This is a genomic window from Pseudomonas sp. FW305-70 (assembly GCF_058783925.1).
The window spans coordinates 1-19,970 of sequence record NZ_JBYSYZ010000063.1 but is presented as its reverse complement, the minus strand read 5'-3'; the positions used below and the strand labels follow the sequence as shown (position 1 = coordinate 19,970).

Here is a 19,970-nt window from a genome sequence, read left to right as displayed (position 1 = left end):
CGTTATCGTTAACGACCATCGCTGGCAAGCCAGCTCCCACAAGGGAACGTGCCCACGCTGAAGCTGTAGGAGCCAGCCTGCTGGCGATGGACTCAAGCGCGCCGCGTTCATCCAGCTCACATTGGCCGTGGCGGACCGGAAATAATGCGCGAGCAGAAGGACCAGGTTTCAGCTGGCTGCATCGAGGATGCCAAGCATGTAGGCACGATCCACCACATGCTTGCGGGTGCCGGCCTGGAACTTGCCGAACAGGTTCTTCAAATGCCATTTCACGGTTTCTTCACCGACATTCAGCGCCAGGGCGATCTGCTTGTTCGACAGGTTACGGGCGAGCAATTGCAAGACTTCGCGTTCCTTGGGTGTCAGCAACCGGCTGGGCGACACCGTGCTGGTCGCCAGTGGCGCCGGCGCGGGGGGTGGTGTGCCTTGCGCAGCGGCCGGGGGTACCTCGTGCCGGATCTGGCGCAACCATTTGAGCAATTGCGGGTGGGTGTCTTCGACAATCCTCCGCAGGTCGTTTTCCTCGGCCAGGCTGATCGCTTCATGCAGGCAGGCCAGGCCGTTGCCGCCCGACTCGTGGAGCGCCAACGCCTTGAGCAGTTTGATCTGCACGATTTCACGGCCGCGACGAATGCGCTCGGCTGTTTCGCCGGCACGCTCCAACAGCGCCAGCATCCCTTGCCAGTCACGTTGCACATGGGCGATATAGGCCTTGGCCAGCATCACCATCAAGGCCAGTTCCGGCCCGAGCAGGCCTGTTTGTTCACGCGCGACCTGCGGCACCTGGGCATCGAGCCGGCGCCCCAATGCCAGGCAGGTATCGGCCCGGCCTTGCTGTGCGTGCAGGCGAATCTGCTCGGCCAGTGCGGCAATGCAGAAACGCGCAATGCCGCGCTCTTCGCCGAGCACGAACAGCGCCTCGAGCAGGTCATAACCACGATGGCCCTGGCCCTGCAGGACCGCCAGGCGAGAGGCGGTGACAAAACCCAATACAATCGCATCCGGAGAAGCCAGGCGCTCGACCACGTCCAGACGGTTGGCCAGGACCGTGGCGGCTTCTTGCAACTGATCGCGCTCGAGCAACACTGTAGCCAGTCCGCTGGCCAACATCACCGCCACCGGACTGCGTCGGCCAATGTCCTGTTCGGCGCGAGCCAGGCTGTCGCGCAGCGCTCTTTCGGCCGGCACGAGGCGACCTTCGCTGACATAGCTGAGGCCCATCACCCATTCGCCAAAACCGCGGATGGCGTCCAGGCCTGAGCTCCAGGCATACAAGGGTGCCCGCTGAAAGATCCGTCGAGCTTTTTCCGGTTGGCCCTGAAACAGGGTCAGGCGCGCGATCTGGTTGGCGAAGACTGCCTGTAACTTGATCTCGCCAGTCGGCAAGGCGTCCACCCAAGGGGTCACCAGCGCCAGCGATTCGTCCGGCCGGTCGGCAAAATAGGCGGCGGTGGCAACAATCATCGCTGCTTCGCAACGCGTGCTGTCATCGGTCGCCGGGTCCTGCCGCAGACCGGCGACCAGGCGCACTGCTTCCTCATGCCGATCGCTCATGGCCAGGGACCAGGCGGCCGCCAGGCACATGCGCGAGCGCGATTCGACCTCCTGCGCCGGCAGCTCCTCCACCCATTCCAGGACCCGGCTGAACTGCCCGCGCAACATGATTTCATACAGGCATTGCTCGATCATCTGATAGGCCTGGCGGGTGCGCCCGGCCAACAGATAATGACGAGCCGCCTGCTCCAGGAATTCATGGGCCTCGAGCCAGCTGGCCGCCCGCTCATGCAGGTCCAGGCGTCGGGGCTCGGGCAGACTGGCAAAGCGCCCCAGCAGGAACTCCCGGGCCAGCGGGTGGATACGCACCCATTCACTGTCCACGCTTTCGACAAAAATCGGCGTTGCCACGCACAGCTCCTGCAAGCGCAAACCGGCCTGCTCGTCGCCGGTCAAGGCGATGCACAGGGACGGATGCAACACCTCCAGCAGCGCAATGCTGATCAGAAATTCAATCTGTTCGGCAGGCAGGTGGGCGATCAGGGTGTCGACGAAATAGCGTCGTATATCACCGGTCCCTGCCGACAGCTCTTCGACCGCCGCGACCACGCTCGGGCTTTTTTCGATGGAAGCGATCGCCAGTTGCAGGCCCAGTGACCAGCCCTCTGTGGCTTCGTGCAAGCGCACGCTCAGGTCCGGATCGATACGCTGGCCGAAGCGGCTGCTGAGGATCGCCACGGTTTCCTCCACCCGCAGGCGCAAGGCGTCCGCGCCGATGACGACATAGAAGCCGCGGGCCTGCAGGTCGGCCACCTGCAGGTTCAGGCGCCCACGGGAGGCCATGATGATGCGCAGGTTGGCCGGGGCATTGTGCAGCAGGTAGGCCAGGCAATGACGCACAGTGGTTTCGGGTAGCCGGTCGGCTTCGTCGAGCATCAGCACGATTTCGCCCCCCAGGTCCGCGACCTCGGCCAACCAGTCGGTCAGCCCTTCCATCTCGTCGCGGCCGGGTCCGGGCATGCGCTCCAGGAAACCGGCAAACGTTGGCCGTCCACTGCCAATGGCCATGGCCGCGGACAGTCCCCCGGCGAATCGAACGCCATCGTCATGTTCATCGAGCGTCAACCAGGCCACCACCGCCCCACGGGAAAGAAACTCCCGGCGCCACTGGGCCAGCAGAAACGTCTTGCCGAACCCCGCCGGGCCTTGCACGGCAACGGCCATTTTGTCCGCCAGGGCCGCGGAGTCGATGCTCAGCCGCTCACGCATGTGAGCGGTTTTCTGACTTCGCGGTGGCGTGGTCTTGAGGACCAGTTCCGGTGCAATGCGATCCATGGGGGGCCCTTTGGACTGGGGTACAAAGTATCGCTGGTTATAAACGATAGTCCCGGAACTGTTCGCGCAATTTCATTTTTTGCACTTTACCCGTTGCGGTATAGGGCAGTGCCTCGACGAAAGCCACCGCGTCGGGCAGCCACCACTTGGCCACGTGGTTCTGTAAAAAGCCGAGCAACTCGTCCCGCGTCGCCAACATGCCCTGCTTGAGCACCACCACCAGCAACGGCCGTTCCTGCCATTTGGGGTGGGGCACGCCGATGACTGCTGCTTCGGCCACCGCCGGGTGGCCGCAGGCGGCGTTTTCCAGGTCTATGGAGGAAATCCATTCACCGCCGGACTTGATCACATCCTTGGCCCGATCGGTGATCTGCATGTAGCCATCCGGATCGATGGTTGCGATATCGCCAGTGACCAGCCAACCCTGTTCATCGAGCAAGTCCCCGCCCTCGCCCCGATAATACTGGCTGGCGATCCACGGCCCCTTGACCCGCAAATGGCCGGACGCCTGGCCGTCACGGGGCAGTTCGGCACCGTCTGCATCGACGATTTTGATCCTGACCCCGAACAACACCCGGCCCTGCTTGGCTTGCAGGTCGATGCGCTCGTCGAGCGAGGCGTCGCGGTGCTTGGGCAAGGCATTGCACACCGTGCCCAAAGGCGACATCTCGGTCATCCCCCAGGCTTGCAGCACCCGGGCGCCAAAAAGAGTCTCGAAGGTTTCCACCAGGCTGCGCGGCGCCGCGGCCCCCCCCATCACGACCCGGTTCAGGCACAGGTCCGCGGTCGGCGTCAGCCCGGCGTTTTGCACATGCTGTTGCAGGCTCATCCACACCGTGGGCACGCCCAGGGCCAGGGTGACTCTTTCGCGCTGCATCAAGTCATACAGGCTGGCCCCGTCGAGGTCCGCGCCGGGCAGGACCAGGCGCGCGCCGCACATCGCCGCCGAATAGGGCATGCCCCAGGCGTTGACGTGGAACATGGGCACCACCAGCAGCGCCGTATCGGCCGAGGACAGGTTGAACCCGTCCGACGTGCAGGTGGCCATCGAATGCAGCAAGGTCGAGCGATGAGAGTACAACACCCCTTTCGGATTTCCGGTGGTGCCCGAGGTGTAGCACAGGGAGGCCGCCACGCGTTCATCCAGGCAGGGCCAGGCGAAGGTCTCGGGTTCATCGCCGATCAGGTCTTCGTAACACAGCAGGTTGGGCACGACGATGGGCGGCATCTGGCTGCGTTCGGCCAGCGCGACGAACGCCTTGACCGTGGTCAGTCGCGGCGCAAGCTGCTCGATCAGGGCCGCGAACGACAGGTCGAAAAACAGGTACTGGTCTTCGGCATGGTTGGCGATGAACTCGATCTGCTCGGCAAACAGCCGCGGGTTGATGGTGTGCAATACCGCGCCCATGCCCGAGACGCCATAGAACATTTCCATGTGCCGGTAGCCGTTCCAGGCCAGGGTGCCGACCCGCTCGCCGGGCTGCACGCCGAGGTTCGTCAGGGCATTGGCCAATTGTCTGGCACGCCGGCCGATGTCGGCGTACGTGCAGTGATGCACTGTGCCGTCCTGCAGGCGCGAGGCTATCTCGACCTGGGGGTGCGAGCACAGCGCGTGCTCCAGTACCGAAGAAATGAGTAAGGGGTGATCCTGCATCAGACCCAGCATGGCAATCGCTCCGTTGTGGTTTTTGTAAGGTTCGGGCGGTTGTATTCTGCGCAGGCGCCGGGCATTTATTTGATAAAACGCGCCAATCATTTGATACTTCGCGCCATTCATCCTCAAAGGCGTGTGCCATGGATACTCATCTCATTCGCAGCATGTGCCTGTACGGTGCCCGCGAACTGATCGCCGACCTGCACGGCGACCCCTGGCGAGTGGCCCATGGGGCATCGATTGCCCCGCAGTCGCTTGACCAGCTGGACGTCCTCCTGCCGGTGCCAAAGGTGGTGCATTTTCTCGACCTGGCCGCCCGGGAAACCGGTCGCGAGGACTTCGGGTTGCTGCTGGCACAGAAGCAAGGGATGGGCGTATTGGGCAGTGCGCTGCTCGACATCGTCAGCGAAGCGACCACGGTGGGCGACTGGCTCGAACGCCTGTCACGCTACTTCCACGTGCTGATGTCCGGTGCCCTGGTGCACCTGGAGCAACACGCACTGGGGATGACCGTGCACTACGAAGTGACCGCGACGGCCGGAATCGACGAAACCCAGTCCGTCCACCTGGGCCTGGCCCTGCTCGCGCGCAAACTGCGCGGCGCGCTGTATCCGCAGTGGTCGCCCGAACGCGTGATGCTGCGTTGCCGGGAACCCCATAGCCGCGCCAGCTACACACGGGTGTTCGGCCAGAACCTGTTCTTCAATCAGGAGTGCAACGGCATGCTGCTCAGCCACCAGGTGCTGGCACATCCACTGAGCGAGCAACAGCCCTTCTCCCGCCCCGCCCTGCTTGACTACCAGCGGGAAAACCAACAGCGACGCAACCGTAGCCCGGCCTCGGCAACCGAAGACTCGGTGCGCAAACTGCTGTCCAGCAGTGGCGCGCCCCTGGACGCCGTCGCCCTCAATCAGCTGCAGAGCCGCCGCACCCTGCAACGCAGGCTGGCCGGCAGCGGCACCACCTTCCAGGCCATCAAACAGCAGACCAAGCTGGACCTGGCCCGCAAATACCTGAGCCAGACCGACTTGAAGCTTTCACAGATCGCCGAGGTGCTGGGTTTTTCCAGCCTGAGTGCGTTCAGCCGTTTTTTCCACAACGCCCAGGGCTGCCCGCCCAAAGCCTACCGCGCGCAGGCTGCGGGCGCGAACCCGCGGTTCATTTCGCCTTAGACTCGATGATCGCGGCGAAAACCAGTTGTCTTCTCAGCTCCGTCCCGGGCTGTATCGGTGCAAGACTGCACGAGCCCGGGAAACGGGTTAATCCGATTGCGACTAATGCTTAGTGCTTATCGTGATTAACCTCGGTGGAAAGTTCCGGCCCAGCAGCGATACTCCACTCTGTTTCAAAAACCATTCGAGAATAGCGTGGGGCAATAAGTCATGAACTTGAGCGTCTGCGAAGCGAAAGAATCTCGACTTTCGTTAATCAAGCGATGCCTGCGCCAGCCGTTACTGCACTTTTTAGTTGCCGGTTTTGCACTCTTCGTCCTGTACGGAGGTTTGCACCGTTCAACGGTCAATCAAGATCCGCAACGCATCGAAATTACCCCTGAAGTTGTTCAGCGGATCGCGATTTCCTGGCTGGCACGATGGCAACGCCCCGCCTCGGAGCAACAGTTGCAGGCCCTGATCGATGACTATGTGAAAGAGGAAATCCTCTATCGCGAAGCACTGAAACTTGGCCTGGACAAAGACGACACCATCATTCGCCGCCGACTGGCGCAAAAAATGGATTTCCTCGCCGAAGATGTCGCCTCACTTCGCGACCCGGCCCCGGGTGTACTGGAGGCCTGGTACAACCAGCATCAGGACCAATATGCCCCGCCCCCCCTGGCGACCTTCCATCATGTGTTCTTCGCCCTGGACAAACGCGGCGCGGATGCGCAGGCCCAGGCTCAGGCCGCGCTGAGAGGGCTGACTGACACCAACAGCGCTGAAGGCGATGCGTTCATGTTTAAAAGCGCCTACACAGAGCAATCACAGGATCAAGTGGCGCGGGTCTTTGGTTCTAAGTTCGCCCTTTCGTTGTTCCAGCAAACGCCGGGACGTTGGGTGGGGCCTGTGGAGTCAGGTTTTGGCTGGCATCTGCTGTGGATCGATACGCTGGCCAAACCACCGGCACCGGCTTTCGAAACCGTGGCCCAGCAGGTCAAGTCCGATTGGTTGTCCGAGCAACGCAGCGAATCGAAACGCGCGAATTTCGATGCACTCAAAGCACGCTATGAAGTCGTGGTGGTGATGCCGGCTGCCGCCGCTGACGTTGCCGCTATCCAGACGGAGCAGCCGTGATGAGGCACAGGGTCTGGCTGTTGTTGCTGCTCGGGTGCATGGGGCTGAGCGCCATGGCCCATGAGTCGCGCCCCGCGTACCTGGAACTCAACGAAACGGCTGCCGGGCGCTATGACGTACTGTGGCGCACGCCGGTGCTGTCAGGCATGCGCTTGCCGATTGCGCTGCGGTTCGCCGAAGGTGTGCGCACTGTCGTTGATCCGGTGGAAAGCCAACTGAACGACTCGTTGATCGAGCGCCGGGTCATTGAAGCCGGTCCCGCCGGCCTGGTCGGGCAGCGCATCGAGTTTGTCGGTCTGCAAGCGAGCATCACCGATGTGCTGGTGCGTGTCGCGCGCCTGGACGGCAGCCTGACCACCACCCTCGTCCACCCCGCGCAACCCTGGATGGAAATCGCTGCCACGCCGGGAATGTTCTCGGTGGCCGGTGCGTTTCTGGTCCATGGCATCCAGCACATCCTGGGGGGCTTCGATCACTTGCTGTTCGTCTTCGGTCTCCTGCTGCTGGTGGGTAATGGCTGGATGCTGGTGAAGACCATCACCGCGTTCACCCTCGCCCACTCCATTACCCTGGCGCTCGCAGCATTGGGGGCGGTGCAGCTTCCCGGCCCGCCTGTGGAGGCGACGATTGCCCTGAGCATCCTGTTGCTGGCGGTGGAAATCGTCCGCAAGAACCGTGGCGACGTCAGCTTCACCATCCAATGGCCATGGGTGGTGGCGTTCTGTTTTGGCCTGTTGCACGGCTTTGGTTTTGCCGGTGCGCTGGCGCAGATCGGCTTGCCCCAGCGCGACCTGCCGCTGGCGCTGTTCACCTTCAATGTCGGCGTCGAGATCGGTCAGTTGATGTTCGTCGCCGCCGTGCTGAGCCTGCGAGCGCTGTTGCTGCGTTGTCGGCTGCCACGGTCCGCGCTGCTGTATGCCAGACCGGTTGCGGCTTACGGCTTGGGAACCCTGGCGGCCTTCTGGTTTTTCGAACGAGTCTCGAGTTTCTGGGCCTGAACTTCACCCTGTCACTGCCGTATTCCGGAGACGTGGAATATGAAAACCCCTACACACTTCAGCACGCCGTCACTGCTCGGTTGCGCCGTGCTCACTGTCAGCTCGTTGGCATTGGCAGAGGGCAATCCGGACCGCGAGGTTTACTTTGGCCAGACGCACTCGCACAGCTCCTGGTCGATCGATGCCTACCTGATCGGCAACCATCAGGTCGATCCCGAGCAAGCCTACCAATACTCGCTTGGCATGCCGGTCAAGCACCCGATGGGGTTTGAAGTGCAGCTCAAAGGCCGACCGCTGGATTTCCATGGCGTGACCGATCACTCGGAATACGTCGGCGTGATCGCCCTGGCCAACGATCCGAAGTCAGACTTCAGCAAACTGCCCATCGCGCAAAAACTGATGGTCAAGACTCCGGAAGATTTCAACCGGGTGTTCAAATGGATCGCCGGCAGCTTGAACAATCCCATCAAGGAACTGATTGATCCGAAGGTGGCCGGCAACATCTGGCAGCAGAACATCGCCATCGCCGACAAGTACTACAAGCCCGGCAAGTTCACCACCTTCGTCGCCTATGAATGGACCTCGGCACCGAACAATCAGAACATGCACCGCAATGTGTTTTTCCGCGATTCGAAGAAGGTGCCGGACCTGCCCTTCACGGCCCTCGACTCGAACAAACCCGAGGACTTGTGGAGCTGGATGGACGATCAACGGAAAAAGGGCAACGAAATACTGGCGATCTCCCACAATGCCAACCTCAGCAACGGCCTGATGTTTCCGGTGGACGTCGATGACCGTGGCCGGCCCATTGATGCCGCCTGGGCGCAAGCGCGGATGCGCAATGAATCCCTCACCGAAATCCACCAGGTCAAGGGCACTTCCGAAACCCACCCCGAACTGTCGCCAACCGATGAATTTGCCAACTACGAAATCATGAGTTTCCTGCTTGGCGTCGACAACAGTACGTCGAAACTCAATGGCAGCTACATCAGGCAGGCCTGGCAAAATGGCATGGCCTTGCAGGAAACCCGTGGGTACAACCCCTATAAAATGGGCGTAGTCGGTGCCAGCGACTCGCACAACGGAGTGATTCCCTATTTGCAGAGCAACAACTTCGGCTCCCACGGATTTACCGACAGCACCCCGGCCGCGCGCCTCTCTGGCAAAGACAACTCGGGCATGGTCGCTTTGCAAACCAGCACCTCCGGCCTGGCCGGCGTCTGGGCGGAAGAAAACACCCGTGAATCGATCTTCGATGCCATGAAGCGTAAAGAGGTCTACGGCACCAGCGGCGTGCGCATCCCCGTGCGCATGTTTGGCGGCTGGGGCTTCGACAGCAGTCTGTGGAACGAAAAAGACTGGGTGCATGCCGCCTACGCCAAGGGCGTTCCCATGGGCGGCGACTTGCCGGCAAAACCGGGTAAGCAGGCACCGTCCTTCGTCGTATGGGCAGTCAAGGATGCCGACGATGGCAACCTCGACCGAATCCAGATCATCAAGGGCTGGACCAAAAACGGCCAGACCTTCGAGAAGGTCTACGACGTCGCCTGGTCCGGTGATCGCCAACCGGATCCGGTCACCGGCAAAGTCCCTGCGGTGGGCTCAACCGTCGATGTTTCCAAGGCGACCTACACCAATACCATCGGTGCCACCGAGCTGAAAAAAGTCTGGGTCGATCCGGACTTCGATCCGGCCCAGCACGCGTTCTACTACGCCCGCGCGCTACAGATCCCGACCCCGCGCTGGAGCACCTATGACGCGGCCAAGCTGCAAGTACCGCCACCGGCCGACGTCTCGCCCACCGTCCAGGAGCGCGCGTGGACCTCACCGATCTGGTACACGCCGACAGCCGAGGACAGCAAGACTGTCGCTGGCGGCAAAACCATCGATCAACTGAAAACCGAAGGCGCCAAAGCGCTGACCAACGAGCAGTTGCAAACCTTCGTGGTGGGCAAAACCATCAAGGTGCGCAATACCGTCACCGGCCAGACATTCGAAATCGTCTATGGCACCGACGGCCAACGCCTGGTCGCCAGCGTCGATGGCAAGGCGCCCGCCGAGGGGGAATACCTGAACATGCTGCACGGCGGTCAGTTCGGCGTACCGGCCAAGTATGAAATCAAGGACGGGCACCTGCTGACAACACTCGGCGGCACACCTTTCGAGGCCACGGTGTTCGAGCAGAACGGCAAGTACGTGGCGGCTCGCAGCAACGAGTTCGGTTATGTGAATTATGAGGTTGAAGCGGTCAAGTAGCGCGCAGGCCGGCACCGATGTTCTGCATCCATCGGTGCCGGCAGATTGACGCGAAAGGACCGCAGACCCAAAAGGCCACTCGATGACTCTTTACATCTCAACCTGTGTGCCCAGTTCAATTACCCGATTCAATGGCAATTTGAAGTACTTCAGATTGCTATTGGCGTTTTTCAGCAAAAATGCGAACAGGCTTTCTCGCCAACGGGCCATACCGATGCGCTTGGTCGGGATCACCGTTTCCCGGCTGAGGAAATAGGTCGTGCGCATCGGACTGAAGTCCAGTTCGGTCAAGTGACAGAGACTCAACGCCAAGGGCACATCGGGCTCCTCGATAAAACCAAAGTGCAGACTGACCCGGAAGAACCCTTCACCATAGGCCTCAACCTCGAACCGCCGATCAGCACTCACGCGAGGGCTGTCTTCAGACACTACTGTCAGCAATACCACTTGCTCATGCAAAACCTGGTTATGCAGCAGGTTGTGCAGCAGCGCATGAGGAACAGCATCGGTTCTGGCCGTCAAAAACACCGCCGTGCCTTGTACGCGATGGGGCGGTTGCGTACGGATGCTGCTGATGAACAGCGGTAGTGGCAGCGCCGTTTCATCCAGCCGCTCGACAATAATCTTTCTGCCGCGCTTCCAGGTCGTCATCAAAATGAACAGACCAATACCGGCAATCACCGGGAACGCACCGCCCTGGAAAATCTTCGGCGCATTGGCCGCGAAATACAGACTGTCTACGAGCAAGAAGCCGAGCAGCATGGGAATGGCCAGCCAGCGCGGGGTTTTCCATAGGAGCAGGACGACTGCCGAAGACAGGATCGTTGTGATCAGCATGGTCCCGGTCACCGCGACGCCATAGGCTGCGGCCAATGCACTGGACGACTCGAAACCGATGACCAGCAGGACAACACCGACCATCAATGCCCAGTTAACCGTGCCGATGTAAATCTGCCCCTGCTCCTGACTGGAGGTGTGCTGGATAAACATGCGCGGGATATAACCCAACTGAATGGCCTGGCGAGTCAGGGAGAAAGCCCCGGAAATCACGGCTTGTGAAGCGATGATGGTGGCCAGGGTGGAGAGCGCGACCATCGGCAGCAATGCCCAGTCAGGCGCCAGCAAATAGAACGGGTTACGTACTGCCTCCGGGTTTCCCAGGATCAACGCGCCCTGGCCAAAGTAATTGAGCGCCAAACCGGGCAGTACGAGCATGAACCAGGCACGGGAAATCGGCTTTCGACCAAAGTGGCCCATGTCGGCATACAGTGCTTCAGCACCGGTCAATGCCAACACGACAGCCCCCAGAATCGCCACACCCATTCCCGGATGAACCACGAAGAACCGTACGGCCCAAACAGGGTTGAGCGCTTGCAACACTTCCGGGCGCTGCAAAATCCCGTAGATCCCCAGCGCGCCCAACACCACAAACCACAGCACCATGACCGGACCAAACAGGATGCCGATTCGAGCCGTGCCATGTTTTTGTATGAAGAACAGCGCCACCAGCACGATCACTGACAAGGGCACAACCCAGTGCTCGATCCCGTCAAACGCCAGCTGTAGTCCTTCAACCGCAGAGAGCACCGAAATAGCCGGGGTAATCATGCTGTCCCCGTAAAAAAGTGCCGCACCAAACAGGCCGAGCAGTACCAGTACCTTGCTCATGTGCGGGTAAGGTGCTGCCGCGCGGCGGGCTAGCGCCGTCAACGCCATGATGCCGCCTTCGCCCTGATTGTCGGCTCGCAGGATGAACAACACGTATTTAATCGAGACTACCCAGATCAGCGACCAGAAGATCAACGACAGAATGCCAAGCACCCCGTCGTGATTGACCTGAACCCCGTAGTGGCCGGAAAAGACTTCTTTGAGCGTGTAGAGGGGACTGGTGCCGATGTCCCCGTAAACCACACCAACGGCGGCGACGATCAAGCCCGCTCCTGACGTTTTGGATTGGGAGTCTGTTTGCGCGCTGATTACATTTTCACTCAAGGGTCGCTTCTCTCAAATTGCGGGGGAGACAGTGCACGCCATCCTTGGGCAATCCAGTGCCAGCGTCATTGGAAATGCAGGCGCATGGATGGTCTGAAAAATCGCGGCCAGTATCGTTGGGGGCAAAACCGCCTACCGTAAAAAAAGCGTAAAAATTTATACGGCAGCCTCCAAACGTTCTGATAAACCTCACCCGTCCAGGCCTTCTCGAACCATGTCGAGAAAGGTCGTCAAGATACGCCGCGAGCTCTGCGCGCGCAGGCACACCAGTGTCTCGGTGAAGTGCCGCTGACAGTCAATGATCGGCAAGCCGCGAACCCGTGAATCCGAGCCCAGTTCGGCGGCCGAGACGACCCCGACGCCCATGCCGATCGCCACCGCCTCGCGCGCGGCTTCACGCCCCTCCACTTCGATGGCCTTGCGGATGTGCAGGCCCGCCGCTGCCATCTCCTCCTCCAGGGATAAGCGCGTGACCGAGCCCTGCTCGCGCAGGACCATGGGCGTGTCGTGCAGGTCGGCCAGGCAGATGGACGCTCGTTGCGCCCAGGGGTGGTCATGGGCGACGAAAGCGAGCATGGGATCGCTGCGCAGATGCAGCGACATCAAGCGGTCGTCTTCGATGTCGCGCCCCAACAGAGCGATGTCGGCCTGGTGACTGAACAACCGCTGCAGGACCTCATCGGTATTGGCGGTTTCAATCTTCACATCGATACCGGGGTAACGGCTGCAGAAGCGCGAGACATAGGGCAGGACGTGCACCGGCGCATCCACGGCAAGGTTCAGGGTCCCGGTCGACAGGGTGCGGTAGTCCGTGAGCATGTCGTGGGCATCGACACTGATATCGAACAGGCGCTGGGTCAGGCCGAACAGCCGCTCGCCCACCTCCGTCAGGCGCACCAGGCGCTTGTCGCGGTAGAACACCATCACCCCGTAATAATCCTCGAGCTTGCGCACCTGGTCGGATACCGCAGGTTGCGACAGGCAGAGTTGCTCGGCCGCCCGGGTGAAGCTGCCATTCATGGCGACGGCGTGAAACGCCTTGAGTTGGGTATGGGAAATCGTCATTGGCGCACCTTGCTATAGGTTCAACTTATTCATTCATACGATAAATCGATTTTATTTATGAACAGTGAACTGCAAGCATGATTTTCACAAGTGCCGTCCCTCGTATCCCTCCAGGAATGCCCTATGGAAATTGAACGTTTCGCTGTGACAAAACGCCGTTCGGACATGGTCCGGTATGACAACCATCTCTATATCGGTGGCCAGGTCGCCACGGACCTGCAGGGTGATATCCAGGCGCAGACCCGCGAGGTGTTGGCCGCTGTCGAGCAGCTTTTGCTCAGTGCCGGCAGCTGCCGCGAGCGGGTGCTTTCGGTGCGCATCCTGCTCGCCCATCGCGAAGACTATGAAGGGCTGAACCGGGTCTGGGACGAGTTTTTCCCTGAAGGCCATGCCCCCACACGCGCTTGCACCCTGGCGCAGCTGATCGACCCCGGTTGGCGCGTGGAAATGATCGTGGTCGCCGCGTGCGGCTGATTGCGTCCAAAACCCTGCCTCGAACCGATCCAACGGAGATGACCCCATGCGCCCCTACTGGCTGGACCAGGCCCTGAAAAATCAACCCGCCGCGCCCTGCCCTGCGCTGCAACAGAACACCCGCGCCGACGTCTGCATCGTCGGCGGTGGCTATACCGGTCTGTGGACCGCCATCATGCTCAAGGAACAGAATCCCGAGCTGGACGTGGTGATCGTCGAAGCCGACATCTGCGGTGCCGGTGCCAGTGGGCGCAATGGCGGCTGTGCGCTGTCATGGTCGGCCAAGTACTTCACCCTCGAGCGTTTGTTCGGCGTCAAGGAGGCGATACGCCTGGTCAAGGAATCGGAGCAGAGCATCTACGCCATCGGCACCTTCTGCGAAAAGTACGCGGTGGATGCCGATTACCGTCTCGACGGCACGCTCTACACGGCGACCAACCGCGCCCAGGTCGGCTCGACCGACGGGGTGATCGCGGCACTGGAGCGCCATGGCATCAACTCTTTCGCCAAATGTGCGCTACCTGACGTGCAACGCATGTCTGGCTCGGCCCGGCACATCGAGGGCTGGTTCTCGCCGGCGGCTGCCAGTGTGCAGCCGGGCAAGCTGGTCCGTGGGCTGCGCCGGGTGGCACTGGAACTGGGCGTACGGATTTTCGAGGGCACACCGATGACCAGCCTGGAAGAAGGCATGCCCGCCAGCGTCAATACGCCGAACGGCAAAGTGACCTGCGACCGGGTCGTGCTGGCGATGAACGCCTGGATGGCCCGCGCCTTTCCACAGTTCTCGCGTTCGGTGGCCATTGTCTCCAGCGACATGATCATCACCGAGCCGCGACCGGACTTGCTCGAGCGCATCGGCCTGACCAGCGGGGTCACCGTGCTCGACTCGCGGATTTTCGTGCACTACTACCACAACACCCCGGACGGCCGGATCATGCTCGGCAAAGGGGGGAACACCTTTGCCTACGGCGGTCGTATCCTGCCGGTTTTCGACCAGCCATCGCCCTACGCAGGGCTGTTGCGCAACACGCTGACGGAGTTCTTTCCGGATTTTGCCGACGTCGGTATCGCCGCTACCTGGAACGGCCCCTCCGATCGCTCGGTCACCGGCCTGCCTTTCTTCGGCCGCATGGGCGCGAGCGGCAACGTCTTCTATGGCTTCGGCTATTCCGGCAGCGGCGTGGGTCCGTGCCATATGGGTGGGCAGATCCTGTCGTCACTGGTGCTCGGGGTGGACAACCCCTGGACGCGCTCGCCGCTGGTGCAAGGTCCGCTTGGGCATTTTCCGCCGGAGCCGGTGCGCTACCTGGGCTCATTGATGGTGCGTAACGCCATTCGCCGCAAGGAGCATGCTGAAGACCACAACCGACCTCCCCGTCGACTTGACGTGCGCCTGGCGAAATTCGCGGCAGCCGCCGGCAAGGCGGACAAGGGATAAGCGCCCCGCCCCGAAGCGAAATTTCACGCTAACGAACAGAAAACCCCGCCCGGTTATTCACCGCGCGGGGTCTTTCTGCTGCCTTTGAATTCCTGCTGCGGATGAACCAACCAAGCGAAGGCCACGTGCCACCTCAGTTATAAGCTCAGCTTGTTTGTGACATGTGATAAATCGATTTCAGTTATTTCTTGCCAGATGTTTTTATCAACCCATGCATCACTCCCCACAAAAACAACATCGCCGGAGAAGATCATGACCAAAGCCGAATTCCCGACTACCCAGCCACTGGCAACCCCAGCCCTGGGTGAACCCTACCTGCTGACCCCAGGCCCGCTGACCACTTCCAAAGCCACCAAGGAAGCCATGCTGCGCGACTGGGGATCATGGGACGGTGCCTTCAATCAGGTCACCGCTGAAGTTCGCCAGAAACTGCTGAGCATGGCCGGCGTAGAGGATGACAGCTTCGCCTGCGTGCCACTGCAGGGCAGCGGCAGCTACTCGGTCGAGGCCGCCCTGGCCACCGCCATCCCCCGTGACGGCAAAGCCCTGGTGCTGATGAACGGCGCCTACGGCCAGCGCGCCACCAAGACCCTGGAGTACCTCGGTCGTGCGTTCATTACCCTGGACAAGGGCGATTACCTGCCGCCCCAGCCCGAAGAAGTGGACGCCCTGCTCAAGGCCAACCCTGACATCACCAACGTCTTCGTCGTCCATTGCGAAACCAGCTCCGGGATCCTCAACCCGCTGCGTGAAATCGCCGATGTCGTGAAGGCCCACGGCAAGAGCCTGATCATCGATGCCATGAGTTCCTTCGGGGCCGTGCCGCTGACGGTGAAGGACATAGCCTTCGACGTGGTGGTGTCCTCCGCCAACAAGTGCATCGAGGGTATCCCGGGCTTCGGTTTCGTGATCATCCGCCGTTCCGTGCTGGAAGCCGCCAAAGGCCGCGCCAACTCGCTGTCCCTCGATCTTTTCGAGCAATGGGCCTACATGGAGCGCACCGGCCAATGGCGCTTCACTCCGCCGACCCACAGTGTGGTGGCGTTCCACAAGGCACTGGAACAGCACAGCGACGAAGGTGGCGTACACGGCCGACTGGCGCGCTACACCCGCAACCGCGACGTGCTGGTTGCCGGCATGCGCGAACTGGGCTTCAAGACGCTGCTGGAAGACCGTTGGCTGTCGCCGATCATCACCACGTTCTTCAGCCCTGAACATCCCAACTTCGATTTCACGCGCTTCTACGAAGAACTCAAGGCCCGGCAGTTCATCATCTACCCCGGCAAGTTGACCGTTGCCGAGAGTTTCCGCATCGGCTGCATCGGCCAGATCGACGAATACATCGTCCACCAGTTGCTCCGTGCAATCGCGGACAGCCTGGTCGCCATGGACGTGGACATGTTCAAGCCCGCGGCCTGATCGACCCCTTTAAAGGTCTCTGCCGATTCGAGCGAAGGTGCAATGGGTAGCACCTTTGGGCAGGGATCTTTTTTTAAACCATGGATTCGATGACGTACCGCTCGGCAGCGCCGGGCAGGAGTCAGCGATCGCGTAATTCATGAATCAAAGCCTGATGCCATTTGCACGTTCATCGATCGATGTCGTGCGAATGGACAGACTTGTGCACCGAAAACAAAAACAAAAACCGACCAATTTGCGCTGTCTGGCACCACATACGGGATCAGTACACCATGAACAACACGACAAGCCCTCTCGCCACCGGCTGGAAATCCCTCCAGCGTTGGCGCGTGCAGATTTTCCTGATCACCTGGGTGGCGTATGCCGCCTTCTACTTCACCCGCAAAGCGTTCTCCGTGGCCAAGCTGGGTATTGGCGAAGACCCGGACTTCATGCTCGAAAAGGCCGTGATGGCCAACCTCGACGCCCTGTACCTGACGGCCTATGCCGTGGGCCAGTTCCTGTGGGGCAACTTCTCCGACCGTTTCGGCCCAAGGGTGGTGGTCCTCAGCGGCCTGGTCATTTCGGCGGCGGCGGCGCTCCTGATGGGGACCTACGCCACGCTACCGATCTTCGCCTCCTGCATGCTGGTGCAGGGCTTCGCCCAATCCACCGGTTGGTCGGGCCTGTGCAAGAACGTCGGGAGTTTCTTCAGTACCAGTGAGCGTGGCCGCGTACTCGGTTACTGGAGCACCTCGTACGCCTTTGGCGGTCTGGTGGCCACACCGTTTGCCGGCTGGTGGGCTTATCAGGCCTATCACGACTGGCGCATCGCGTTCATCAGCAGTGCCGTTGTCGTGCTGGTGGTGGCGGTGTTGTTCTATTTCCTGCAACGCAACCGTCCGGAAGACGTAGGCCTGCCTGCTGTCGAAATCGAGATCGAACCGGTCAGCAACGTCGTGGTGCCCCGCGAAAGCATGTGGGCCGGCATACGGACCGTGATGAAAAATCGCACCGTGCTGGTGCTCGGCCTTGCCTATTTCATGCTCAAGCCCGCCCGCTACGCCATTCTGCTGTGGGGCCCGGTCATCATCTATGAACGCATGCCCGAGATCGGCAAGGTTGCATCTGCCATCGTTCCTACCTCGTTTGAACTGGCGGGCTTGATCGGTCCCATCCTCATCGGTATCGCCTCGGACAAATACTTCGGCGCTCGCCGCATACCGGTGTGCGTCCTCAGCCTGGTAGTCCTCACCGCCTGCCTGGGACTGTTCGTTCCCGCCATGCAAAGCGGCAGTCTGTACCTGGTGGTCGGCCTGCTGTTCATGATGGGCCTGACGCTGTACGGGCCGGACTCGATGATCAGCGGCTCGGCGGCCATCGACTTCGGCAGCAAGGACGGAGCTGCGTCCGCCGCCGGTTTCGTCAACGGCTGTGGTTCGGTCGGTGCAGTCCTCGGCGGCCTGCTGCCGGGTTATTTCGACACCATCACCGTGTTCATGGTCTTCACCGGCGCCGCAATACTGGCCATCTTGATGTTGCTGCCATTCTGGAACAGCCGGCCGAAAACCCTGGAAAACCCGCTGTTGGTATCGACCCCGGTACAACCGGTCATTGTCGGCACCACGCCTTGAATTCGTACTACCCACTCACCTTTCCCTGGAGCAATCATCATGCAATACAAACAACCTTCCCAACTGCAAGCCGTGGTTCTGGACTGGGCGGGCACCGTCGTTGATTTCGGTTCCTTTGCACCCACGCAGATTTTTGTCGAAGCCTTTGCCGAGTTTGGCGTAGCGGTCTCCCTGGCAGAAGCCCGGGGCCCGATGGGCATGGGCAAGTGGGACCACATCCGCACTCTGTGCAACGAGCCGCAGATCGCCGAACGTTACCAGGCAGCCTTCGGACGCCTGCCGACAGATGACGATGTCACCGCCCTTTATGAGCGATTCATGCCCTTGCAGATCGAAAAGATCGCCCTGCACTCGGCGCTGATTCCAGGGGCCCTGGATACGATCGATGCCTTGCGCGACAAGGGCCTGAAAATCGGCTCGTGCTCCGGTTACCCGGCGGTGGTCATGGAGAAGGTCGTCGAGCTGGCGCGCAAGAACGGCTACGTCGCCGACCACGTCGTGGCCACTGACGAAGTACCCAATGGCCGCCCGCACCCGGCCCAGGCCCTGGCCAACGTGATCGCTCTGGGCATCAGCGATGTGGCCGCTTGCGTCAAGGTCGACGACACCTGGCCTGGCATCCTTGAAGGCCGCAGTGCCGGCATGTGGACGGTTGCATTGACCTGCTCCGGCAACGCACTGGGGCTGACCTATGACCAGTTCAGGGACTTGCCTTCGGACAAGCTGGCCGAAGAACGCGCCCGCATCACCAGGATGTTCGAAGGTTCGCGCCCGCATTACCTGATCGACACCATCGTCGATCTGCCGGCCGTCATTGAAGACATCAATGCGCGCCTGGCTCGTGGCGAAACCCCTCAGGGTTCCTGACCCTGCGCGGCTTGTGCACCTGACAGTGACCGTCCTGTGGGCGGTCACACCCCCAAAACAACAAGAGAACGCGATCATGAACTACGCCCACCCAGGCACTGCCGGTGCCATCGTTTCCTTCAAGTCCCGCTACGGCAACTACATCGGCGGCGAGTTTGTCGCACCGGTCAAAGGTCAGTACTTCACCACCACCTCGCCGGTGAATGGCCAACCGATTGCCGAGTTTCCCCGCTCCACGGCCGAAGACATCGACAAGGCCCTGGACGCTGCCCACGCGGCCGCCGATGCCTGGGGCAAGACCTCGGTGCAGGACCGCTCCCTGGCGCTGCTGACAATCGCCGACCGCATCGAGCAGAACCTCGAACTGCTGGCCGTCACTGAAACCTGGGACAACGGCAAGGCCGTGCGTGAAACGCTGAACGCCGACATCCCGCTGGCCGTGGACCACTTCCGCTATTACGCCGGTTGCATCCGCGCGCAGGAAGGCAGCTCGGCGGAAATCAACGAACACACCGCGGCCTATCACTTCCATGAGCCGTTGGGCGTGGTCGGCCAGATCATTCCGTGGAACTTCCCGATCCTGATGGCCGCCTGGAAACTCGCTCCGGCCCTGGCTGCCGGTAACTGCATCGTGCTCAAACCCGCCGAGCAAACCCCGCTGGGAATCACCGTGCTGGTCGAACTGATCGGCGACCTGCTGCCACCAGGCGTGCTGAACATCGTGCAAGGCTTCGGCAAAGAAGCCGGCGAAGCCCTGGCCACCAGCAAACGCATCGCCAAGATTGCTTTCACCGGCTCGACCCCGGTTGGCTCGCACATCATGAAATGCGCCGCCGAAAACATCATTCCGTCCACCGTGGAGCTGGGTGGCAAGTCGCCGAACATCTTCTTCGAAGACATCATGAAGGCCGAACCGTCCTTCATCGAGAAAGCCGCCGAAGGCCTGGTGCTGGCGTTCTTCAACCAGGGCGAAGTCTGCACCTGCCCTTCCCGCGCGCTGGTGCAGGAGTCGATCTACGACGAATTCATGCAAGTGGTGATGAAGAAGGTCCTGCAAATCAAGCGCGGCGACCC

General features: G+C 61.0%; 14 protein-coding genes. 10 read left to right on the top strand and 4 right to left on the bottom strand.

All coding sequences use genetic code 11. The features are described from left to right. Positions 1-168: 168 nt before the first annotated feature. Both AC3WN7_RS27355 and AC3WN7_RS27350 read right to left on the bottom strand, forming a co-directional pair. Complete coding sequence (locus tag AC3WN7_RS27355; protein WP_102675701.1) at positions 169-2,829, bottom strand: helix-turn-helix transcriptional regulator; 2,661 nt, start codon at positions 2,827-2,829, stop codon at positions 169-171. Positions 2,830-2,866: 37 nt separating this feature from the next. After that, positions 2,867-4,495, bottom strand: coding sequence for a 3-(methylthio)propionyl-CoA ligase (locus tag AC3WN7_RS27350; RefSeq protein WP_102675712.1), 1,629 nt, complete (start codon positions 4,493-4,495; stop codon positions 2,867-2,869). Between the two features lie 128 nt (positions 4,496-4,623). On the opposite strand from AC3WN7_RS27350, the gene AC3WN7_RS27345 reads away from it, so the two are divergent. The 4 genes from AC3WN7_RS27345 to AC3WN7_RS27330 all read left to right on the top strand — a co-directional run bounded on the left by AC3WN7_RS27345 (position 4,624) and on the right by AC3WN7_RS27330 (position 10,028). After that, a complete protein-coding gene (locus tag AC3WN7_RS27345; protein WP_102675702.1) occupies positions 4,624-5,655 on the top strand; it encodes an AraC family transcriptional regulator in 1,032 nt (343 codons plus the stop codon). A 210-nt stretch (positions 5,656-5,865) separates the two neighbouring features. Continuing rightward, entirely contained in the window at positions 5,866-6,774 is a 909-nt protein-coding gene (locus tag AC3WN7_RS27340) for a peptidyl-prolyl cis-trans isomerase (RefSeq protein WP_102675703.1), read from the top strand. Beyond that, entirely contained in the window at positions 6,774-7,772 is a 999-nt protein-coding gene (locus AC3WN7_RS27335) for a HupE/UreJ family protein (RefSeq protein ID WP_102675704.1), read from the top strand. Before AC3WN7_RS27340 ends, AC3WN7_RS27335 begins: the two co-directional genes overlap by 1 nt. 39 nt (positions 7,773-7,811) lie before the next feature. Then, the gene (locus AC3WN7_RS27330; RefSeq protein ID WP_102675705.1) at positions 7,812-10,028 is read left to right on the top strand and encodes a DUF3604 domain-containing protein; all 2,217 of its coding nucleotides are present in this window, start codon (positions 7,812-7,814) and stop codon (positions 10,026-10,028) included. A gap of 90 nt (positions 10,029-10,118) precedes the next feature. On the opposite strand, the gene AC3WN7_RS27325 is transcribed toward AC3WN7_RS27330, so the two are convergent. Both AC3WN7_RS27325 and AC3WN7_RS27320 read right to left on the bottom strand, forming a co-directional pair. Then, on the bottom strand, positions 10,119-12,020 hold the full coding sequence (locus AC3WN7_RS27325) for a potassium transporter Kup (protein ID WP_102675706.1): 1,902 nt from the start codon (positions 12,018-12,020) through the stop codon (positions 10,119-10,121). 189 nt (positions 12,021-12,209) lie between these two features. Beyond that, a complete protein-coding gene (locus AC3WN7_RS27320; protein WP_102675707.1) occupies positions 12,210-13,085 on the bottom strand; it encodes a LysR substrate-binding domain-containing protein in 876 nt (291 codons plus the stop codon). 123 nt (positions 13,086-13,208) lie between these two features. Here AC3WN7_RS27320 and AC3WN7_RS27315 point away from each other — a divergent pair, with 123 nt between their 5' ends. The 6 genes from AC3WN7_RS27315 to AC3WN7_RS27290 all read left to right on the top strand — a co-directional run. Then, positions 13,209-13,559 carry a RidA family protein gene (locus tag AC3WN7_RS27315; RefSeq protein ID WP_095966202.1) on the top strand — a complete coding sequence of 117 codons (351 nt, stop codon included), beginning with the start codon at positions 13,209-13,211 and terminating at the stop codon, positions 13,557-13,559. Positions 13,560-13,605: 46 nt separating this feature from the next. Further along, positions 13,606-14,997 (top strand): FAD-dependent oxidoreductase, encoded by a 1,392-nt coding sequence (locus AC3WN7_RS27310; RefSeq protein WP_102675708.1) that lies wholly within the window; start codon positions 13,606-13,608, stop codon positions 14,995-14,997. 252 nt (positions 14,998-15,249) lie between these two features. After that, entirely contained in the window at positions 15,250-16,416 is a 1,167-nt protein-coding gene (locus tag AC3WN7_RS27305) for a 2-aminoethylphosphonate--pyruvate transaminase (RefSeq protein ID WP_102675709.1), read from the top strand. A 272-nt stretch (positions 16,417-16,688) separates the two neighbouring features. Then, entirely contained in the window at positions 16,689-18,029 is a 1,341-nt protein-coding gene (locus AC3WN7_RS27300) for an MFS transporter (RefSeq protein WP_102675710.1), read from the top strand. A gap of 39 nt (positions 18,030-18,068) precedes the next feature. Then, complete coding sequence (gene phnX, locus AC3WN7_RS27295) at positions 18,069-18,896, top strand: phosphonoacetaldehyde hydrolase (protein WP_015095080.1); 828 nt, start codon at positions 18,069-18,071, stop codon at positions 18,894-18,896. Between the two features lie 76 nt (positions 18,897-18,972). Beyond that, positions 18,973-19,970, top strand: a 998-nt coding sequence (locus tag AC3WN7_RS27290; protein ID WP_102675711.1) for an aldehyde dehydrogenase family protein, incomplete at its 3' end; no start/stop codon positions are given.